The sequence below is a fragment of the Micrococcus sp. HOU01 genome, from assembly GCF_035609305.1.
GTDB lineage: Bacteria > Actinomycetota > Actinomycetes > Actinomycetales > Micrococcaceae > Micrococcus > Micrococcus luteus.
In genome coordinates this window covers 315,463-335,386 of record NZ_CP141211.1, presented here as the reverse complement: position 1 = coordinate 335,386, position 19,924 = coordinate 315,463, and the positions used below count along the sequence as shown (strand labels likewise).

Below are 19,924 nucleotides of genomic sequence, written 5' to 3'. Positions count from 1 at the left end.
CCGCTCGCGCGGGGAGCACGGCGTGGAGGACGCGGGCGAGGGTGTCGAGCTGGGCTCATCCCCGCTCGCGCGGGGAGCACGTTCTACGGTGACGCGGACCGTATCACTCACCGGGCTCATCCCCGCTCGCGCGGGGAGCACGGGCCGTTGCGACGGCGGCGGATTACCTGATCGGGCTCATCCCCGCTCGCGCGGGGAGCACTCATTCCACCTAGCCTGCGCCTCCGCCTGCGGGGGCTCATCCCCGCTCGCGCGGGGAGCACATCATCATGCACGGTGAGTGGCAGCCGGTCGGCGGCTCATCCCCGCTCGCGCGGGGAGCACGTTGTTCTCGGCCACGGTCAGGCCTCCTTCTTGGGCTCATCCCCGCTCGCGCGGGGAGCACCCGGCGGTCCCGCCGGACATGGGCGGGCGCTCGGGCTCATCCCCGCTCGCGCGGGGAGCACGAGGTCCAGTACCCGCACACGTCCGACTTCCAGGGCTCATCCCCGCTCGCGCGGGGAGCACACCCGCGTGGGCGCTACCGGGCAGACAGTCGGGGTGAAGCGCCCCGGGTTCGGTGGGGGCTCTCAACTCACGGAGGATGAGAGTCATGGCAGCACCGAAGAAGTACCCGGATGAGTTGCGTGAGCGCGCGACGCGGCTCGCGGTCGAGGCGAGGCAGGACCGCGCACGGAGGGCCGGTGCGCTGCAGCGTATCGGCGAGCAACTCGGGATCAACCCGGAGACGCTGCGGGGCTGGGTGAAGCAGGCCGAGATCGACGCCGGGCAGGCGCCCGGGGTGACGACCGCGGAGGCGCAGCGGATCAAGGCGCTTGAGGCCGAGGTGCGGGAGCTGCGGCGAGCGAATGAGATCTTGAAGACCGCGTCGGCGTTTTTCGCCGCGGCGGAGCTCGACCGCAAGCTGAAGTAGCCGAGGTGCCGACTGCGATGCTCGTCGAGTACATCGACGAGCACCGCGACCGGTTCGGGGTCGAGCCGATCTGCCAGGTCCTGCGTGACGCGGACGTTCAGATCGCCCCGAGCACCTACTACGCCGCCAAGGCGCGTCCGCCGTCCGCGCGGGCGGTCAGGGACGCGGAACTGACCAAGGACATCCGGGGGTCAAGCCCCTTGTGGTGGTGTAGCGGTTGGATCCTTCGTTGGGGTTGTCAGGCGCTGAGCTCGAGGGCAGTGTCGGTGTCCACCTCGCTTCCGGTGTCCTCGACGGGGGTGAGGCGGCAGCGGGCGAGGACCTCGAGGCCGAGGTAGCGGCGCCCTTCGGCCCATTCGTCGGTCTGCTCGGCCAGCACCGCCCCGACCAGCCTGACGATGGCTGCCCGGTTGGGGAAGATGCCCACCGCGTCGGTGCGGCGGCGGATCTCCCGGTTGAGCCGCTCGGCCGGGTTGTTCGACCAGATCTGCGTCCAGACGTCCTTCGGGAACGTCGTGAAGGCCAGGATGTCCGCCCGGGCATCACCGAGGTGCTCGGCCACCGCCGGGAGCTTCTCGCTTACGTAGTCCAGCAGCCGATCGAACTGCGCGTTCACCGCCGTGGCGTCGGGCTGGTCGTAGACCGAGTGGAGCATGGCCTTCACCGCCGGCCACATGGACTTCGGGGTGATGCCCATCAGGTTCGCCGCGTAGTGGGTCCGGCACCGCTGCCAGGTGGCGCCGGGCAGGTTGGCGGCGATGGCGTCCTTGAGCCCGGCATGGGCGTCACTGGTGACCAGGCGGACCCCGGCCAGGCCCCGGGCCACGAGGTCCGCGAAGAACTCGTTCCACGCCGCACCGGTCTCACTGGTCGCCACGCGCATCCCCAGGACCTCGCGGTGGCCGTCACCGTTGACCCCGGTAGCCAGCAGCACCACCGCGTTGACCACCCGCCCGCCCTCGCGGACCTTCATCGTCAGCGCGTCCGCGGCCACGAACGTGAACGGACCGGCCTCATCCAGGGGCCGGTGGCGGAAGGACTCCACGTGTTCATCCAGGTCCGCGGCCATCCTGGAGACCTGGGACTTGGAGAGGGCATTGATCCCCAGGGTCTTGACCAGCTTGTCCATCCGCCGGGTACTCACCCCGGCCAAGTAGCAGTCCGCCACCACGGTGATCAGCGCCGACTCCGCTCTCTTTCGGCGTTCCAGCAGCCACTCCGGGAAGTACGTCCCAGAGCGCAGCTTCGGGATGGCTACATCGACCGTGCCGACCCGGGTGTCCAGGTCCCGGTGCCGGTACCCGTTGCGCTGGGCGGACCGTGTCGGGGTGGGCTTGCCCCATTCGGCGCCGACCACCGCGTCGGCATCGGCGGAGAGCAGGGTGTTGATCATGGTCTGCAGCAAGTGGCGCATCATGTCCGGGGACGCTTCGGACAGGGCTTCGCTCAGCAGGCCGGCAGGGTCGAGAATATGAGGAGCGGTCATCGTGATGACTCCATTCGAGGGTGCTGTGAGAGGTTCACTCGAAGGATCACACGGTGGCCGCGTCCACGTCTGAGACGACGTGCCCGACCACCGGGCGCTACACCACTATGCGGGACTCAACTCATCCGGGTGGTCCACAAGGCGAACCTTGGCGTCTACGGCGCCCGGAAGATCCACGCGGCCCTGAACCGGGAGGGCGTCGAGGTCGCCCGTTGCACGGTCGAGCGGCTGATGCGCGCCGCGGGCATCCAGGGCATCCGGCGCGACAAGACCCGCAAGACCACCTTCGGGGACGGCGCGGAGACCGATCGGCCCGCCGACCTCGTGAAGCGCGCGTTCACCGCGACGGCACCGAACCAGCTCTGGGTTGCGGACCTGACCTACATCCGCACCCACGCCGGGTGGACCTATGCCGCGTTCGTCCTGGACGTGTTCTCCCGCCGTGTCGTCGGCTGGCAGGTGTCCACGTCGCTGCGCACCGATCTCGCCCTCGACGCGCTCGAGATGGGCCTCTGGGAGCGCCGCAGAGCGGGTCAGGACATCACCGGGCTGATCCATCACAGCGATGCCGGAGTCCAATACCGTGCGATTCGCTACACCGAGCGACTCGCCGAAGCCGACGCGGTCGCGTCCATCGGAACGGTCGGCGACAGCTACGACAACGCGATGGCCGAGGCGCTGAACTCGCTGTTCAAGGCCGAGTGCATCCGCAACCCGGTCATGCGCCCCAAGGGCGGGTGGGCGTCGGTCCGCGACGTCGAGATCGCGGTCGCCGAATACGTCGACTGGTACAACCACCGGCGCCTGCACGGCGAGATCGGACACGTCCCGCCCGCCGAGTTCGAGGCCGCCCACTGGGCATCCCACAAGCCCGTCAGCTACGTTGGAGAACAGGTTCCCCTCGGAGCCGGTTCCAGATAACCGAGCCTCCACGAAACCCGGGGCGATTCAAACACGCGCCCGATACGCACGCCCGTCGAGGGCTCATCCCCGCTCGCGCGGGGAGCACGCTGTCGAGTGCTGCACGGATGAGGCGTGCGGCGGCTCATCCCCGCTCGCGCGGGGAGCACATCCACAACCAACCGCCCTGAGCGGCACCGCCGGGCTCATCCCCGCTCGCGCGGGGAGCACGGCCCGGACGGGTCATCACCCGTGCCACGAGAGGGCTCATCCCCGCTCGCGCGGGGAGCACCCGCTGGGCATCGTCACCCCGGACGGCTACGAGGGCTCATCCCCGCTCGCGCGGGGAGCACGCCGACCCCAGCCACGCGGAGATCGTCTCCCAGGGCTCATCCCCGCTCGCGCGGGGAGCACGGCGACGCACGGTGGACCTGGACGGGCCTCGTGGGCTCATCCCCGCTCGCGCGGGGAGCACGTCACCGAGCCCGCCGCCGGCGGACTTGAGGCCGGCTCATCCCCGCTCGCGCGGGGAGCACCCCTGGGGCGGGAGCGTTCTCGAGCGGGACCGGCGGCTCATCCCCGCTCGCGCGGGGAGCACGCTGATGGCGACTTCACCGCCCTGGATGACCTGGGCTCATCCCCGCTCGCGCGGGGAGCACGGCGACCCATCGACCCACACCGCCCAGTCGTAGGGCTCATCCCCGCTCGCGCGGGGAGCACACGATTTGGCGTCAGTTCGCCACGGGTGGCGGCGGCTCATCCCCGCTCGCGCGGGGAGCACCCACCCAACAGCGCAGAGGGGGGACGGGACCACGGCTCATCCCCGCTCGCGCGGGGAGCACCGGTCCGGTGACTGACCCGGTGACTGGTGTGGCGGCTCATCCCCGCTCGCGCGGGGAGCACCCCTGCGAGGCGTGGATCTCCGGGCTCCACACGGGCTCATCCCCGCTCGCGCGGGGAGCACGCCCCGCTGGTCCCGGCCAGGCCGGTCGCCACGGGCTCATCCCCGCTCGCGCGGGGAGCACCGCCCGCGAGGCCGGCGCAGGTGGCGGCGATGCGGCTCATCCCCGCTCGCGCGGGGAGCACCCCGTGGACGTGTGCAACGACGGTTCCCCCGACGGCTCATCCCCGCTCGCGCGGGGAGCACCCACCCACAGGCTTATCGCCCGTGCCGCGAGAGGGCTCATCCCCGCTCGCGCGGGGAGCACTCGCCCGAGGGGCCCCAACCGAACCATGTGCCGGGCTCATCCCCGCTCGCGCGGGGAGCACACTTGAGAATTGGCCCAACCACTAGCCTACTGACTCATCAGCCCAGACGAATCATTCACTTTCGCGGTGTTGATCTCGTCGCCACGACGGTCGCAACGCACGCTGCCCTCGACGGGCAACACTCCATCCAGTCCGTCTCTGGGCCTCCATGGAGGGCGGGCCGTCCGGCAGTGGACGTCTCATCAAGGTGAGGCCCTCCACGTCAACTGGACGCCAGTGGTGGCGGTGCGTCTCAACGCGGAGCCGTTGCTCCGTGGCCGCCGAGTAGATCAACAACGCACGACCTTCTTTGATTGATTCTCTGGTCTTCTTCCAGAGCTCCTCCCGGATGCGGGCAGAGGGGTTCCCCACGAAAACGCCCGCATCGACTTCCATCAGCCACCGAGTCAGCTCGCCTCGCAGCCCTGCCGGGGCAGCTGTCAGAACGAGCACCATCACAATTCGTCCCCATAGCTCACGCCGCCCGGGACAACCTGGCCCCCTCGGCCGCTCCATAGCGAGAGCACTTCATCCTGCTCCCAACCCTCCATCAAGACGTCCTCACCGAGGAGCAGTTCCGTAACATCCCGGGCGATCCGTTCCATAAGCCTCAGCCGGACAACCGCATCTCGAACAGCCCGCCGGACGTCCGTCTCCACATCGGCGCCCGCGGTCGCCGCCACCTCGAATGCCGCTGGTATCGCGACGTCTGCCTTGTACAGATCGGCGATGTCGTACACGAATGACCTGTCATTGCCGGTGTGCACAAACCCGAGTCCGGCAGAGCAGCCGAGCGCCACCACGACGGCATGCACCACGCCATAGAGGGCCGTGTTGGCCACCGTGAGGGCACGGTTCGCGACGTCGCCATCATCGAAGCTCTCAGGGTCGTAGTCTCGACGGGTCCACTCCACGTCGAAACGCTCCGCCATCCGCCGATAGGTTTGTCTGACCCGCGCACCTTCGCGCCCCCGCAGTTGTTGCATCGTCATCGACGAAACGTCCTCTCCGGGGAAGCGCATCGCGTACATTCGACGCGCCACGGCAAGGCGCGAACGGGTGGTGGCGACCAACTCCGCCTGACGCATCAGCAGCCTCGTTGAACGTGCCAGGCCACGGCCGTGCGCGTAGTAGCGCACGCCGTTCTCCCCGACCCACACGACGGACGCACCGGAATCCCCCAGCAGAGACATCGCGGCGTGCGTGACCCGGGTGCCCGGCCCGAGCAGAAGGCAGCCCAGAGCAGCAGAGGGGATGTGGAGCACCCCGTCCTGGTCCGTCGCCGTGATTGCGTTCCCGTCACGGTGGATGGTCGCCCGTTCGAGATACACAAAAGAGAGGCGGTCCGTCACCCGTGTCAGTTCACGAGCCTCCATACGTGGGCGGGCCGGACTCATACTCAGCTCGCCACCGGCCGCAGCGTCATGAGACCGCACCCGTATCCCTTGGCCCGTCCCATGCCGTCCTGCAACGACTGCCGCAGACGGTCGGCGTCCTCGACCGTCAGGACTCCGTCGAACTGCACCACCCGCAACGTCACCCGATGGCGAGGCTTCTCTGCGCCCTCTCGGCCACGGCCGAAACGTTCATCCCGGCGCCGGGTCACTGTCAGCGCCGCCAGGCCACCTTCTCCAGCTCGGGGGACCGTGAAGCCCCAACCGGGAGCGCGGGCTTCCAACCACGCCATCTGTTGTTCCGGCGTGACGTGAGGGAGCAGGCGGCTGCGGCGTCCGTCTGCCTGCGCCTTGGCCTTCACAGGATTGGCTGCCAGGCGAAACGCCCAGTGCTGGCCCCGCGCGAGACGTCCCAAGAACGGGCCGTAGTCCGCAGACTGCCATGTCTGTCCCGCCCATCCAGCCTGTTCGACGAGATGTGTGAGGTCTGGCTCCACGGGGCTGGTGACGTAGAGGGTGTGCCGGTGTCCATCGCGATCCACGCGCCATAGCACTCGACCGTCCATGTCATCGTGCGCCTCAGGGGAGAAGCCGGCCATCACGGCCGCGTGCATGGCCTGCCGGTCTCCCAGCAGACGCCGCCCACCACGTGTGGCCCCATTGATCGACATCCTCGACAGCACGCTCACGCGCCCACCACCGCCTCCCAGAAGGGGTCCACCCGGTCCCGCCCCTCCATGTTCGCCACGACGTGCGGCTCCGGCATGTGCACCGACCGCCAACCGTACTCCCGGCGGGCCGGGTCGAAGCTGAGGGGGAGGTCCTGCACTCGCTCTTCGACCGGTTCACCTGGGCGGGCATCCCGATAGATCGACAGGGGCACCTGAGTCCCCCGGGTCTTCCGGTACCAGCCGGATGCCTGCCAGGCAACACTCCGCAAGGCCTCCTCGACCTCGAGATCACTCACCCCCAGTACCAGGTCTGGGCCAGCGGGACATGCGCGACGCCCCAGATACAGCGGATAGGAGGGCGCCGCGAGGGCACCTTCAAGTGACTCGATGAGTTCCACCGGCCCACTGATGGCGGCGACGAAGCATGCGTCCTGGAGGTAATAGCGTTCGCTCAGTCGCGCGGATGATCGTTTCTCCCAGTCGGTCGCCGTCTGGTAATCGCGGAGCAACGTTCCCGGCTGGTCCACCCGCACTCCGAATTCCAGTCCGGCGAGGTCCTCGACAGGGTCAGTCCGACGCCGGCCCTCTGAGGCTGCCAGCAGGCCCACTACCCCGGACTTCGTCGGAACCAGATGCGTCTCTCGACGCTGGTATCGGCTGGACGACCCCCACGCCTGTGACGGAGCCTTCAACTTCAAAAGCAGCGTCGTCACGCCATCGCCTCGCTCAGCTCCGCTTCGAGCTCCGTGAGCATGCTCTGACGATTCACCACGGGGCCCAGGGTCTCCACTGTGTCGACGAGGCTCGGCGGCGCGATCACCCACGTCCGGCGAGCGGGCGACGCGTACATGCCGTCGAGTGCGGCCGCCTCAGCGGCCAGGCGGGCTGCGGCCTCACGACGGCGGCCCCCTTCCACCTCGTTCGGCACCGGCTCCTCGAAGGCGTTGACCCAAGAGACAGGCCGATCTTCGCGCAGGGCAACGACCACAAGGTCGGGCAGGGTGGTGTTGGCGAAGGTGTTCTGCTTGCCCGTGGGCATGGAACGGATGAACGAGGTCACGAACGCCTGTGCCGCACGCAAGGCGGCCTCCTCTGAACCGAGGTTCGATGCCAACGCTTCCATGTTCACGTTGGCGTAGCGATAGAGGGTCGACGAGGTGAAGGTGACGGTGCCGATCATGCCGGCCCCTGCCTCCTCAACATCCTCCCGGGCGTCATCGACGGCCGTGAAGTAGTCGAACTCCGGTTCGGATGCGCTCACACCGATGGCATGGGCCACCTGAACCGAGGCGTCCACGTTGAAGTCGGCCGCATCGGCGATCATCCGCCCGAACATGGCGATGTCCACCGAATGCGCGTCGTCAAGGAGAGCCGCTGCCGCCTTCTTCGACCACGGCCCCTCCGGGGTGGCCACGATGGCCTCAGCCGCGGCGGTGATCTGCTTGTCACTCAGGAACATCAGATACCCCACCTCGGCGAACAGCGCTTCAAGCTGCTCTTCCTCGGCGGCTGCCGCCCTGCCCTTGGTCTTCTTCTCCGGCTTGAAGCCTGCAGCCTTCAGGAGGGCCTCCACCCGTCCCGCAGCCTCGGCCAGTGCTTCCCGCTGGGCCTCGTCATGGATGTCGGCGTCCGGGGTCCCCTGCAGAGCGAGAACTCGTCGGGCGATCTTCTCCACCACACGCTTGGTGCGGACGCCGAGTTCGTCTGGCCGCAGCAGCTCTGCGAAGTCCTTTCGGATCGCACGCTTCCACGCCTGCGAGGAGACGCGTTGCCGAGGCACACCCCCGAAGACGGCGGTCTTCGGGGCACCGGTGTCGTCCCGGTTGATGTTGTTCGGCGGCAGGGTCTGCAAGGCGTGGATGTCGATGTACAGGCTCATGATGTCCTCCAGGGGCTGGTCGTGAGGGAAGAAGGGGATGGGGGGTCAGTTGTCTGTGGTCTCGGTGCCGGGGGCCCTGCTCAGACCGGCGGCGTAGTCACGCCCCCACCGCAGCACCACACCCCTGCGATGCTCTGGGTGGCGCAGCCGCCGCAGGTCTTCCGCCAGCCGCCCGTAGTCCAGCGGGACCCCATGGGCGCCCAGCAGTGAAACCAAAGAACGCAGGTGATAGCGCAGAGCGCGGGGTGTCGATGCGACCATCACTGCATCGAGACGTGCTTTGATCGACCCGCCGTCGGTCGCTCGGCGGAGTCGGGCGACAGCGGAGCCGACGCTGACTCCCTGGACATGCATCGGGGCCCGCTGGGACTGCTGATGGGAGGCGAAGAGCGTGATCGCCACGAAGGCGGCCCATTCCGCAGGCGAGGGCGCGTCTCCACGCCCGACATCACGCGACGGAAGTTCGCCCAGAATGTCCTGGGCGACCGCGTTCCAGACCAGCGGGTTGTCTCCCGGTTCCTGGGCGACCGCCCGTCTGAGCAGGCTCAGGATGGCCCTCGCACCGGCCTGCGCATGGGAGTCCCCGCTCAGGATGTTGCGCTGCAGCCGGTAGGCAGCGGAGGCGACGGCTTTGTACAGCGTCGGTTCTTCCGTCTCACGGGAGGCCAGCACAGGGTCCGCCTCTCGGCCTGGTGTCGCGGGGGTGGTCATGGGGTCCTCCTTGAATCCTGGGGTGATCGTGGGCGCATCGGCGCTGGTCATGCCTGGCCACGTGGCTGGGCCGGCTCGGTTTCGGCTGCACGACGGGACCGCCGACCCTCCCCGTCGAGGGCCTTGTGCAGGCCCCGGACGAATGTGGCCCAGGCCGTGGGTGCGGAATGAAGGCGGCCGTCGGCGTCCTCCCGTCCAACGGCGGCGACCGGCCCCGCGCCGTTCACCAGAATCCGTCCATGCTCACGCAGATGCCTCTCGACGGAACCGAACCACTGGTCCCGGAGCTGAAGCAGGTCGGTCCCGGGCCGGACGCGGAGCAACCACTTCTTGAACGGCTCCGTGAGACCGGCCAAGGCCGCCTCCGTGGCCGCAGGAACGAACGCATACTCCCCGCCGGCGGCCTCGTGAAGGTTCCCGGCCAGTCGGCCAAGCCCGACGGCAGCATCCATCGTCAGCTCCGCGGCGGTGACGACCGTGTCCGCCACCGCGGGGTCGGAGTCCATCAAGGCGGCCAATCGGAAGGGCATCTCCTCGCGGATTGTTGCTGTCACCACGGCATCTTGGGTTCCGTAAACGGCACCGACGAGCTCCACTCCGACCACCAGGTCGGCCATGTCCTCGTCCCGTACTGCGTCTCGGACGTCCTGCAGGCCGGTCACCGTCGCCGGTGCGCGATCTCGCGTCTTCACTGCTTCCATGCCGTCACGGACCAGCAACGGCTCCACACCCCGCCACAGCGAGCGTGATTCGCTGTGGGCCTTCGGCATCGAGACGTCGTGCCCCGCCTTCTTACTCTGGGGTTCGCTGTGCCGGTACGCCGTCATCGGATCGGCGAAGGTGTTCTTGAGCTCGATCCGGTCGCCGTTCGCCACCACCACGCCGGTGACCCGGCCGTCTTCGACGCGTAGCCGGACGCGGCGGATCTGCCAGGTGAGGAGTTCTCGAGGCCCTGCCGGCACTTCGACACCTCGGGGTGCAGCCGTGTCCGGTTCGCGTTCCCATACGGGCAGGTCAGACGCCGAGTCCTGCGTGAACACGGTCTTGACCGGAGTGTTCAAGGCGAGCGTCTCGGCCAGGTTGCGGCCGTGAAGGACGACTCCCCCGGCCTTGCCGCTCCATCCGGTGCCGATGGGATAGCCCCTCCCTCCCTTGACTCGGGGGTCTCCGACGGCACCCGATTTGATGCCCGAGTAGTTCCAGGCATGCAGGTGCACCAGCCAGCGCGCCGCTTCATCGAGGGTCAACGACTCTGCCGCGGCCCCCGCGCGCAACGTGAAGTAGGGGGATTCGGCATCGGGCACGAGTTTGCGCACACTCGCCCACTCATCCTTGGCCGTGCGCAAGCCCGCAACCTGCATGAACGGGGTGCGGGCATCCAGGAGGTCCCATCGCGGCCGCACCCGCTCCCAGTAGTCGTCCAGCACTGCCAGACCCTGTTCGTCCTCGGTTCCCGTGAACTGGGCGAGCCACCATCGGCGCGCGTCTCGGGCGTTCCAGCCGGACAAGCGGGGATCGTCACGGTGCGCGCTCCACCAGGCGGCGAGGAGCGCCCTGAGGACCGCAATGTCCTGCTGGGGGCTCTCCCCGGCAATCCGTTCGATACGCCGGGCTTCCTGGAACACCTCACGCACAGAGAGCAGACGTTCTGATCCGTCTAAGGTGAGGACGCGCACCCACGGGCGGTCCACCAGGTTGAAGCTCTCCACCGTCAACTCGGTCATCGCATTCCTTCGTTCGCTGGGCTGTTCCGGGCGCCGTCGATGAGTCCCAGTTCCACGTCGTAGCGCAAAGGGATGCCGGCTACGGTCGAACGACCCTCGTCGTCCACCGTGAGTTGAAGCTGGCCTCGCAGAAGCGGGGACTGCTGCCAGGCCGGGTCGGTCCGGCTCTCGAGTTCGTCCAGGGCCTTTTCGAAAAGCCACGGCCGTGAGAACCGCGCGGGCAGCCGAACCGAGCACTCCGCCACTGCGCGGGCCTGGTGTCGCGAAGGCACCTGTTGCGCAAAGATGACCTCTGTGTCCGGCCCGGCTCCCCATGGCACGTAGCCGCCCTCGGCCTCCTTGACGAGCAGGACCTCAAGCGTGGGCTCTGTGTCTCGGACCTGAGCCACGCCGGCGGCCTCGCCGCGCTCCGTGGCCGGATCCTCCGCCGGACCGGCCCAGAGGTCGGCGAATGACTCCGCAGAATGCCCCCCGGGAAGAAGGAAACTCGCAGCTCGCCGACGAGACTCCTCCTGTTTTGCCGCCCAGCCAGACCGTTGCACCGCCCAGCCGTCACGCCACGCCTCGGGGACCACAGCGTCGTCTGTGTAGACCGAGCGGACCAGGCTCGGAATCTCTGTCGGCACTGACACTTCCCGCCCACCGTGGTGGAGGTCCAAGGCGGCCCACGTCGCAGTGAGAATCGCGGGCGGGTAGATGGTCTCCATCGCGGAGTCGAACACCGGCGCAGTCTGGCCGCATCCTCCATCGTCCGCGCCCCTAACCCATACCTGCGGCACTCGGCCCCACGCAGGGCGGTCATGCACGGGGCGATCGTGCCGGTAGACGCGGCCTGATCTCTGCAACAAGAGGTCCATTGGCGCGATGTCGGTGATCATGCCGTCGAAATCGAGGTCCAGCGATTGCTCCACGACCTGGGTAGCGACGACGACCCGACGCCAAGGGCGCCCCTCACCCCGAGTCGCCCTCGGCCCCAGTTCCGCGACCAGAGCGGACTCCTGAGCGATACGGTCGCGCGAGATGAACCGAGAATGCATGAGCACGGCATCGTCTCCGACGAGCCCGCGTGCGAGGGCGTAGGCATGTTGAGCCCGGGCCACCGTGTTGCAAACGACCACCAGGCACCCACCCTCGGCAGAGCAGGGGGCGAGCAGTTCCGCGAGCGTCGCATCGTCGTCTGACACGGGAGCGAAGCGCACCTCAGAGCGCCTGCCCGATGGGGCTGATGCGACGGCGCGCACGCCGGCGTCGTCCGCCGAGGTCAACACCGGGTATGCCACACCCAGGTCGGGGACGGCGTCGAGGGACGGAGCCCCCCGCTTCCCGGAGGCGTACGCGCTCACAAGCTGATCCTTGACGGCGGGGGGCAGAGTCGCTGAGAGCAGGATCACCGGCACGCCGTATGCGCCGAGCCACTGGAGGGAACGAGCCAGGTATTGGTTCATGTACGCGTCGTAGGCGTGGCACTCGTCGATGACCACCACCTTGGATGCGAGTCCCAAGTGCCGCAGCATCATGTGTTTCGACTGCAATGCCATGAAGAGCACCTGGTCCACCGTGCCCACCGCCACCGAGGAGAGAATGCCCTTCTTCCGCCCGCTCAGCCATTGATGCGCCACCACGGACTGCGACCCTGCCTCCGGTTCATCGAGACCCACCCCGCGAGCTCCCATGCCGACGAGTGGCAAGCCGGCGGCTTCCTCATTGAGGGCGGCCTTCGAATGGGCGAGCACGAGCGAGACCGGTCCAGCCCCACCGAGGTTGCGCTCAGTCCACGCGCGCACCCTGTGGAAGAGCGCGTCCGACGTCGCCATCGTGGGGGCGGCCACGATGACACCGCTCCTCCCCGTACGCTCCATCAGCACGTGCGCGGCCATCAGCGCGGCCTCAGTCTTGCCCACCCCCATGGGAGCCTCGATGCAGAGAAGGCCAGCCCCCTCCATTTCGCGCGCTACGCGCAGGACGTCCTCCTGGACAGGCCACGGTCGCCGCCCATTCGGCCACGAAAAGGACGACTGGTAAGCATCCATGGCCTCCGTGGGCAACGATCGGCCCTTGACCGCCCCCGTGAGCTCCAGGCACCCCATTGCCCGGGTCAGACGCGCCGGTTCATCAACCTCAGCTGCCGGCGTCAGGGAGAAGAGGTCCGGGTTGGAAGCGATCCAATCCGCCATGATGACAAGCCCGGTCAGCAACATCTGGTGGAATGCGGTCACGTCCGCTCGCAAGACCCGTTCCACCACGGCGCGCGCCCCGAGGCGCTCGGTCATACCAGCCAGAAGCTCATCTTGGACCTCGGTCCAAGCGGGGGCCATTGCGCCCGCAGCTTCGGCCTTGCGCAGATGCGGCCGGGCAGAGGGCAGGCCGTGATGCGTGCCCGCGACGGCGGCAAGCGCGTCGGCGGCGGATCTCGACCGGGTAAGCCCTTCGCTCACCAACCATCGCTTCACGGCGACCTGGCTCCCCGCCGCGTGAGGGAACCAATCAGCAGGTCCCGCAGGCCTGACCAGGGGAAGGCCTGCGTCGCGGATTCGCATGGCGAACGCACTCCGGCTCGGGTCCGACATGAGCTGCGCGGCGAACGCTGGTGTCGCCTTGCCGACGTCATGCACACCCGCCAGCCAGGCCGCGAGCACCTCACCCTCGCCCTGGAGCTCGAGATCGGCGTCCAAACGACTCCGCAGCCCATGGGAGAGCCAGTTGCTCCAGAGCCATTTCCCGACCGCAGCGCTATCGGTCAGGTGCCGTGGGAGGTCCAGCCATTCCTCCGACTCTGCCCCTGTCTTCGCCCACAGGCTGAGTGCCTGCGGGGACCATCCGGCCCGCGGTGTCATGCCCCCTCCTTAACGTGTCCGGCCCAGCAGCTTTTCTCATGCACGGCTCCCGCGCATGCCTGACACTAGCGCCCACTTGTGTGGAGCGCCACAATTTTCCACCCCCAGACCCCCGTACACAATACTTTTTAGGTCTTGCCAGGGGGATTAGTGTCGTGCCTGGCAGAAGGTCATTAGGCCGAGCCGAGCACCGCCGTCCGCGGTGATGAGCCCTATTGCGTACGAGGGCGGGCGCGAGGGTCCGACTGCTCCCGGAGCCATCCGGGATCCCGCCCAGGATGTGACGGTGCCTCGACGGCGATGTCGTCGCACGCTGCTCCACCCTCGCACCGGCGTCGGGCTCTCCCTACTGTGGGAGTCCAGCACCCGATCGAACCGAAGGAGAGATCCCCATGACCCGCACCGTGATCATCGGCGGCCACGGCAAGGTGGCCCTGCTCGCCGCACCTCTGCTGGCGGAGGCCGGCCACGACGTCGTCTCGATCATCCGCAACCCTGATCACGCCGAGGACGTCCGCGCCGCCGGCGCCGAACCGCTCGTCCTGGACATCGAGAAGGCGGACCAGGAGGAGCTGCTCCACGCGCTGCGCGACGCGGACAACGTCGTGTTCTCCGCGGGCGCGGGCGGCGGGGACGCCCAGCGCACCCGGGCCGTGGACCACGACGCCGCCGTCGCCAGCATGCGCGCCGCCGAGGCCGCGGGCGTGCGGCGCTACGTGATGGTGTCCTACCTCGGCGCGTCCCTGCACCACGACGTGCCCGAGGACGACCCCTTCTACACCTACGCGCAGGCCAAGGCCGAGGCGGACGAGGCGCTGCGGGACTCCGGGCTGGCCTGGACCATCCTCGGCCCCGGCGCCCTCACCGAGGAGGAGCCGTCCGGCCGCATCACCGTGGACCCGGACCTCTCCGACTCCGACGCCTCACAGCGTGAGGTCAGCCGCGGCAACGTCGCCCGGGCGATCGTGGCCGTGCTCAGCGAGCCGGGCACGGTGGGCCGGAAGATCGACTTCGTGGACGGCGACGTGCCCGTGGCCGAGGCCGTCCGCGGCGACTGACGCGCCGCCGCCGTCGTCAGCCCCGCCCACCCGCGCTTTCGAACGTGAAAGGGGGCGAATGGGGGCTTTCGAACGTGAGATAGGCCCTATCTCACGTTCGAAAGCGCCGGGCGCCGGCCGCCAGCGCCGGGCGCCGGCCGCTCAGGCCGGGCCGAGGCGGCGGTCCACGGTGCCGAGCACGCCCATGAGCCCGGTGAAGCCGGCCAGGATCCCGGCGAGCACGACGCCCACGCTGCGTCGGCCGAGCCGCGGCACGTCCAGGAACGGGTACGGGTACCAGTCGATGCGGGGCCCGCGCGCCATGGTCGCCGCCGCCCACATCAGCGGGATGACCGAGGCCAGCCCGGCGCGCCGCGGCGTGATCTGCCCGCGGGGGTCGCACAGCGCCCACACCGCCGGGGCGAGCACGGGGTTGACGATGTGCTGCAGCGCGTCGTTGAACCGGTAGAGGAAGGTGTCCTGCTCGCGGCCGCGCAGCACCGCGTTGTAGACGATCCCCGTGACCATCACCGAGCCGAGTCCGGCGGTGCGCACGGCCCAGAACGCGTCCGACGTGGGCGCCTCACGACGCGCGGCCAGCGTCAGCGACGTGCCCGCGACCAGCGCGTTGGACAGCCACGTGAAGTACGCCGGCTGGTTGAGGGCGTGGGACCAGCCCGCGGGGAACCCGCCCTGATAGCCGACGCCCGGGATCACCATGGAGTCCTTGGACATCCCGATGGGGAACGAGGTCAGGCACCCGATCAGCGGCAGTGCCCCCGAGACCTGCCACGCCAGGCGGGTCCGACGGTCCACCGGCGGCACGGGACGCGGCTGCAGCCGGGTCACGACGGCGTGCGCGATCCGCCCACGGACCCCCTGCGGGGCGGGGCGGGTGCGGCGGAGGGAGGGCAGGCTGACGCGGAGGGTGGAAAGGGGCATGGGGGTCGTCCTCGAACAGCGGGGTCAAGGGATGAGACCGCCCATTGTCACATGAACAGCAGTTGAACGAAAGGGAGCGAGACGGAGAACACCGCCACGCCCCCCTCCTGCCCGCCCCGCCGCCTCAGTGGGCGCCGGCCTCCTCCAGCGGCAGGATGCGCTCCGGATCCTCGACCTCCACGCGCACGCCGTCGGCCTGCAGCCGGCGCACGCCCTCGGCGATCAGCCGTCGGCCGACGTCGTCGATCCGGTCCACCCGCGTGAGGTTGAGCACCACGGTGCGGATGGGCCCGTCGTTCTCATCTCGGGCGGCCACGGCGGCGGCCTCGTGCACCGCCCCGCCGCCGGTCGCGGCCGAGAGCGCCGCGCTGTCCGCCGCGGCCTCCTGCCACCGCGGGTAGACGGCGGCGTCCCACCCGGTGCCGGGCTTCTCCGCACCGGTGCGCAGGTCCGTGAGCGCGTCCAGCACCGCCTCGGCGCCGCCGAACCGGATCACGCCCTGCAGGTGCAGGAACACGCGGTCACCCTCGCGTTCCACGAAGCGCACGGCGGTGCCGCCCAGGCTGTCCCCGTCCATGAGATGCAGCCGGAAGTCCTCGGAGAGGCGGCGGCACGCCAGCACGCCGCGCGCCGAGTTGCCCACCTCGTCCAGGCGCGGCGAGAACACGCCGATCCCCACGCGGCCCGGCAGCGCGCCGAGCACACCGCCGGCCACCCCGGACTTGGCCGGGATCCCGACGTCGGCGAGCCACTGCCCGGCGGCGTCGTACATGCCGGAGGAGGTCATCACGGACACCACGCGCCGCGCCACGATGGACGGCAGCATCCGCTCTCCCGTCATCGGGTGGATGCCGCCGGTCGCCAGACACGCGCCCATCACAGCGAGGTCCTTGGCGGTGACGAGCACGGCGCACTGCGCCACGTACCCGGCCACGATCTCCTCAGCGGAGTCCTGCAGCACCCCGTAGCTGCGGAGCATGTGCCCCAGGGAGAGGTTGCGGTCCGAGACCGCCATCTCGGACTCGTACGTCTCCCAGTCCACCGAGAGCCGACGCCCGGCGAGCAGGGACATGATCTCCACGGCCCGGTCCAGCCGCTCCTTCCGGCTCGCCTCCGGTCCCACGAGCAGCTGGTGCACCGCGAGCGCGCCGGCGTTGATCATGGCGTTGTCCGGGCGGTGCGACTCCGCCTCGAGGGAGAGCTCGTTGAAGGCCTCGCCCGAGGGGTTCAACCCCACCTGCCGGTCCACGGCGGCGAAGCCCCGGTCCACGAGCGCGGCCGCGTACGTGAACGGCTTGGACGCGGACTGGATGGTGAACTCCACGTCCGCGTCGCCCGCGCAGTGCAGCCGCCCGGTGGGGGTGGCCAGCGCGATGCCGAAGCGGTCCGGGTCCGCCTCCGCGAGCACGGGGATGTACTGGGCCGTCTCGCCCGGGTTCACGGCGCCGAGCTCGGTGACCAGGCTCGCCAGGTAGTCGGGGATCGGGTGTCTCATCTCAGGCCTCCCAGCGCAGGCAGGTCAGGGGCTCGCCCCCGGGCACGGGCACGTGGCCGGTCGCACGGAAGCCGAGCCGCTCATAGAACGGGACGGTGGCGGGCACGGACGCCTCGAGGTGCACGGGCAGACCCGACGCGCGGCGCTGGCCGTGGCGCACCAGCGCACTCGCCGCCCCGCGCCCGCGGGCGGACGGGACGGTGCCGACCTCCTCAAGGTACCAGTGCCGGCCTGCCGGGCGGGCCCGCTCGCAGGCGGCCTGGATCCGCTTCAGGGCGAGGGTGTGGCGGCCGTGGACGGCGACGGCGGTGGGCAGCCCCGCCAGCAGGCCCGGCACGTCGACCCCGCGGGGTGCGGCGGGGGAGGTCCACACGGCGGCGCCGAGCAGCGTGCCATCGTCGGCGTCCACGGCGACGTCCACGGCGCCGAGCGGGGCGCCGTCGGCCCCCGCGCGCAGCCCGTGGCGCACGGCGGCGGTGAACTTGCGCTCGAGGCGGGCCTCGCGCCGGTCCTCGGGCACGAGCCCGAGCGTGTACGGGTCCGTGGCGAAGGCCTCGGCGAGGACGGCGCCCACGCGGCGGGCGGTGTCCTCGCGGGCTCCACCCGGGCGCAGGGTGAGCACGTGGACGCGGGGGCGCGGCGCAGCGGGGTCCGGGGAGGTCATGGTCGCCAGTCTAGGGACGGGGCCGGGCGCGTCATCGGACCGGCCGACGCACGTTCCACCCCGTGTGATCGGCGACACTGGTGGACATGGACTCCTCCGCACCCCTCGACCCGACCCGCGCCGCCCCGCCTGCCGCGGACGCCCCGCCCGCCGACGTCGTCGCCCGCCTGCAGGCGGAGCTGCCCGGCCGCGTGGACGTCTCCGCCGCCGCACTCGAGGCCGCCCGGGCGGACCGCTCGGGGCATCGCTCCCCCGCCGCGCCGCTGGCCGTGGTCCGCGCGCGGACGGTGGAGGACGTGCAGGCCGCGTGCCGGATCGCGCACGGGACCCGCACCCCGCTGGTCACCCGCGGAGCGGGCACGGGGTTGGCCGGCGGCGCCGTCGCGGGGGCGGGCGAGATCGTCCTGGACATGACCGCGATGGACCGGATCCTGGAGGTCTCCCCCGCGGACCGCGTGGCCGTCGTCGAGCCGGGGATCCTCAACGGGGCGCTGAACGCCGCGCTCGCCGAGCACGGGCTGTGGTGGGCCCCGGACCCCGCGTCGAAGGACATCTCCACGGTGGGCGGCAACATCGCGATGAACGCCGGCGGGCTGCTGTGCGCCAAGTACGGCGTCACGCGCGAGGCGGTGCTGGGCCTGGACGTGGTGCTCGCGGACGGCACCCTGCTGCGGCTGGGCCACCGCACCGTCAAGGGGGTGACCGGCTACGACCTGGTCGCGCTGATGATCGGCTCGGAGGGCACGCTCGGCGTGATCGTGGGCGCGACGCTGGCGCTGCGGCCGGCCGTGCGCGGCGTGCCCGTGACGCTCGGCGGGTTCTTCCCGGACGTCGTCGCGGGCGCCGCCGCGGCCGAGGCGATCACCGGGGCCGGTCACGTGCCCGCCCTGATGGAGCTGATGGACGAGGCGACGCTCGCCGCGGTGCGCGCGCACGCGGGGCCCGAGCGCGGGGCCGCCCTGCCCGAGTCCGGCGCGTTCCTGCTGGTGCAGGCCGACGGCGCCGGCGCCGAGGCGGACGGGGAGGCCATGGCCGCCCTCATGCGCGCCCACAGCGGGGACGTCACCGTGACCGTGGACCCCGCCGAGGGGGAGGCCCTCATGGCCCTGCGCCGCACCGCGTTCCCCGCACTCGAGCGCCTCGGCACCCCGCTCGTGGAGGACGTGGCCGTCCCGCGCAGCCGCATGGCCGAGATGTTCGCGCGGATCCGTGAGATCGAGGCACGCACCGGCGTCGCCATCCCCACCACGGCCCACGCCGGGGACGGCAACCTGCACCCGATCCTGCTGTTCGGCGCGGCGGCGCAGGTGGGCGGTGCGGCCGAGGACGCCGCGTCGATTCCGGCGGACGTGTGGGAGGCCGCCGGCGAGCTGTTCCGCGCGGGTCTGGAACTCGGCGGCACGCTCACCGGCGAACACGGCGTGGGCCTGCTCAAGCGCGCGTTCCTGCGGGACGAGCTCGGCGACGCCCAGCACGACCTCCAGCAGCGCATCAAGGCCGTGTTCGACCCGCACGGCATCCTCAACCCAGGAAAGGTGTTCACCCCGTGACGCAGCCGACCACCCCCGAGACCCCCGCCGACGCCGGCACGCCGACCCCGTTCGAGGTCGGGCTGCAGCTGCGCTGGTCCGACGAGGACCGCTACGGCCACGTCAACAACGCCCGCCTGCTCACCCTCACCGAGGAGGCGCGCGTGCGCGCCCTGGCCGCGTGGGCCACGACGACGGCGTCCCCGGACGTCCAGCGCGTCGTGCGGTCCATGGAGGTCCAGTACGAGGCGCCCGTGGTCTACGCCGGGCCCGAGGTGACGGCGCGGGTGTGGATCCTGCGGATCGGCCGGACGTCCTTCACGCTGCGCCACGAGCTGTGGCAGGACGGGCGGCGCTGCGTGCTGTGCGACGCCGTGTTCGTGCAGGTGGACCCGGCGGCCGGGCGGCCCGTGGCCGTCTCCGACGAGGAGCGCGCCGTCTTCGAACGCGTGCTGATCCCCGCCGAGGACTGACGGGCCGCCGTCGGGCCTGTGGAC

Annotated in this window: 17 protein-coding genes, 2 CRISPR repeat arrays and 1 other annotated feature (1 of these 20 cut by a window edge); of the genes, 5 read left to right on the top strand and 12 right to left on the bottom strand. The window is 70.3% G+C overall.

Going from position 1 to position 19,924, the window contains the following annotated elements; genetic code table 11:
- Positions 1-507: a CRISPR direct-repeat array (repeat unit 28 nt; unit sequence GGCTCATCCCCGCTCGCGCGGGGAGCAC); it reaches 559 nt to the left of the window's first position.
- Positions 508-592: 85 nt separating this feature from the next.
- On the top strand, positions 593-913 hold the full coding sequence (locus tag SOY78_RS11760; protein ID WP_020624492.1) for a transposase: 321 nt from the start codon (positions 593-595) through the stop codon (positions 911-913).
- Positions 871-1,023, top strand: a sequence feature (AL1L pseudoknot). It overlaps the preceding gene by 43 nt.
- Before the next feature lie 128 nt (positions 1,024-1,151).
- Here the strand turns inward: SOY78_RS11760 and SOY78_RS01575 are convergent.
- A complete protein-coding gene (locus SOY78_RS01575) occupies positions 1,152-2,399 on the bottom strand; it encodes an IS256 family transposase (protein WP_200968712.1) in 1,248 nt (415 codons plus the stop codon).
- A 129-nt stretch (positions 2,400-2,528) separates the two neighbouring features.
- On the opposite strand from SOY78_RS01575, the gene SOY78_RS01570 reads away from it, so the two are divergent.
- Positions 2,529-3,320 (top strand): IS3 family transposase, encoded by a 792-nt coding sequence (locus SOY78_RS01570; protein WP_324701683.1) that lies wholly within the window; start codon positions 2,529-2,531, stop codon positions 3,318-3,320.
- Positions 3,321-3,380: 60 nt separating this feature from the next.
- Positions 3,381-4,568: a CRISPR direct-repeat array (repeat unit 28 nt; unit sequence GGCTCATCCCCGCTCGCGCGGGGAGCAC).
- A gap of 51 nt (positions 4,569-4,619) precedes the next feature.
- On the opposite strand, the gene SOY78_RS01565 is transcribed toward SOY78_RS01570, so the two are convergent.
- From SOY78_RS01565 to cas3, 8 genes are read right to left on the bottom strand one after another with little or no spacing between them, the layout of a single operon-like run.
- Entirely contained in the window at positions 4,620-4,943 is a 324-nt protein-coding gene (locus SOY78_RS01565; protein ID WP_324701938.1) for a type I-E CRISPR-associated endoribonuclease Cas2, read from the bottom strand.
- Positions 4,944-5,002: 59 nt separating this feature from the next.
- Positions 5,003-5,899 carry a type I-E CRISPR-associated endonuclease Cas1e gene (cas1e, locus tag SOY78_RS01560; protein WP_324701682.1) on the bottom strand — a complete coding sequence of 299 codons (897 nt, stop codon included), beginning with the start codon at positions 5,897-5,899 and terminating at the stop codon, positions 5,003-5,005.
- A gap of 47 nt (positions 5,900-5,946) precedes the next feature.
- The gene (gene cas6e / locus SOY78_RS01555; protein WP_317676676.1) at positions 5,947-6,630 is read right to left on the bottom strand and encodes a type I-E CRISPR-associated protein Cas6/Cse3/CasE; all 684 of its coding nucleotides are present in this window, start codon (positions 6,628-6,630) and stop codon (positions 5,947-5,949) included.
- On the bottom strand, positions 6,627-7,325 hold the full coding sequence (gene cas5e, locus SOY78_RS01550) for a type I-E CRISPR-associated protein Cas5/CasD (RefSeq protein WP_317676674.1): 699 nt from the start codon (positions 7,323-7,325) through the stop codon (positions 6,627-6,629). Before cas5e ends, cas6e begins: the two co-directional genes overlap by 4 nt.
- Positions 7,322-8,491 carry a type I-E CRISPR-associated protein Cas7/Cse4/CasC gene (gene cas7e, locus SOY78_RS01545; RefSeq protein ID WP_101963263.1) on the bottom strand — a complete coding sequence of 390 codons (1,170 nt, stop codon included), beginning with the start codon at positions 8,489-8,491 and terminating at the stop codon, positions 7,322-7,324. Before cas7e ends, cas5e begins: the two co-directional genes overlap by 4 nt.
- Positions 8,492-8,536: 45 nt before the next feature.
- The gene (casB, locus tag SOY78_RS01540; protein WP_324701681.1) at positions 8,537-9,202 is read right to left on the bottom strand and encodes a type I-E CRISPR-associated protein Cse2/CasB; all 666 of its coding nucleotides are present in this window, start codon (positions 9,200-9,202) and stop codon (positions 8,537-8,539) included.
- 47 nt (positions 9,203-9,249) lie between these two features.
- Positions 9,250-10,926, bottom strand: coding sequence for a type I-E CRISPR-associated protein Cse1/CasA (gene casA / locus SOY78_RS01535; protein ID WP_317676670.1), 1,677 nt, complete (start codon positions 10,924-10,926; stop codon positions 9,250-9,252).
- Complete coding sequence (gene cas3 / locus SOY78_RS01530; protein ID WP_317676668.1) at positions 10,923-13,760, bottom strand: CRISPR-associated helicase Cas3'; 2,838 nt, start codon at positions 13,758-13,760, stop codon at positions 10,923-10,925. Before cas3 ends, casA begins: the two co-directional genes overlap by 4 nt.
- A 392-nt stretch (positions 13,761-14,152) precedes the next feature.
- Here cas3 and SOY78_RS01525 point away from each other — a divergent pair, with 392 nt between their 5' ends.
- On the top strand, positions 14,153-14,818 hold the full coding sequence (locus tag SOY78_RS01525; protein WP_144786548.1) for an SDR family oxidoreductase: 666 nt from the start codon (positions 14,153-14,155) through the stop codon (positions 14,816-14,818).
- A 141-nt stretch (positions 14,819-14,959) separates the two neighbouring features.
- Here the strand turns inward: SOY78_RS01525 and SOY78_RS01520 are convergent, their stop codons facing one another.
- The 3 genes from SOY78_RS01520 to SOY78_RS01510 form a co-directional block, all read right to left on the bottom strand.
- On the bottom strand, positions 14,960-15,739 hold the full coding sequence (locus SOY78_RS01520) for a Pr6Pr family membrane protein (protein ID WP_063189392.1): 780 nt from the start codon (positions 15,737-15,739) through the stop codon (positions 14,960-14,962).
- A gap of 124 nt (positions 15,740-15,863) precedes the next feature.
- Entirely contained in the window at positions 15,864-17,234 is a 1,371-nt protein-coding gene (glsA, locus tag SOY78_RS01515; protein ID WP_063189390.1) for a glutaminase A, read from the bottom strand.
- Between the two features lies 1 nt (position 17,235).
- Complete coding sequence (locus tag SOY78_RS01510) at positions 17,236-17,898, bottom strand: GNAT family N-acetyltransferase (protein ID WP_020622112.1); 663 nt, start codon at positions 17,896-17,898, stop codon at positions 17,236-17,238.
- Between the two features lie 80 nt (positions 17,899-17,978).
- Here SOY78_RS01510 and SOY78_RS01505 point away from each other — a divergent pair, with 80 nt between their 5' ends.
- Both SOY78_RS01505 and SOY78_RS01500 read left to right on the top strand, forming a co-directional pair.
- On the top strand, positions 17,979-19,448 hold the full coding sequence (locus SOY78_RS01505; protein WP_231866295.1) for an FAD-binding oxidoreductase: 1,470 nt from the start codon (positions 17,979-17,981) through the stop codon (positions 19,446-19,448).
- Positions 19,445-19,900, top strand: coding sequence for an acyl-CoA thioesterase (locus SOY78_RS01500; protein ID WP_036382344.1), 456 nt, complete (start codon positions 19,445-19,447; stop codon positions 19,898-19,900). Before SOY78_RS01505 ends, SOY78_RS01500 begins: the two co-directional genes overlap by 4 nt.
- Positions 19,901-19,924: the final 24 nt, after the last annotated feature.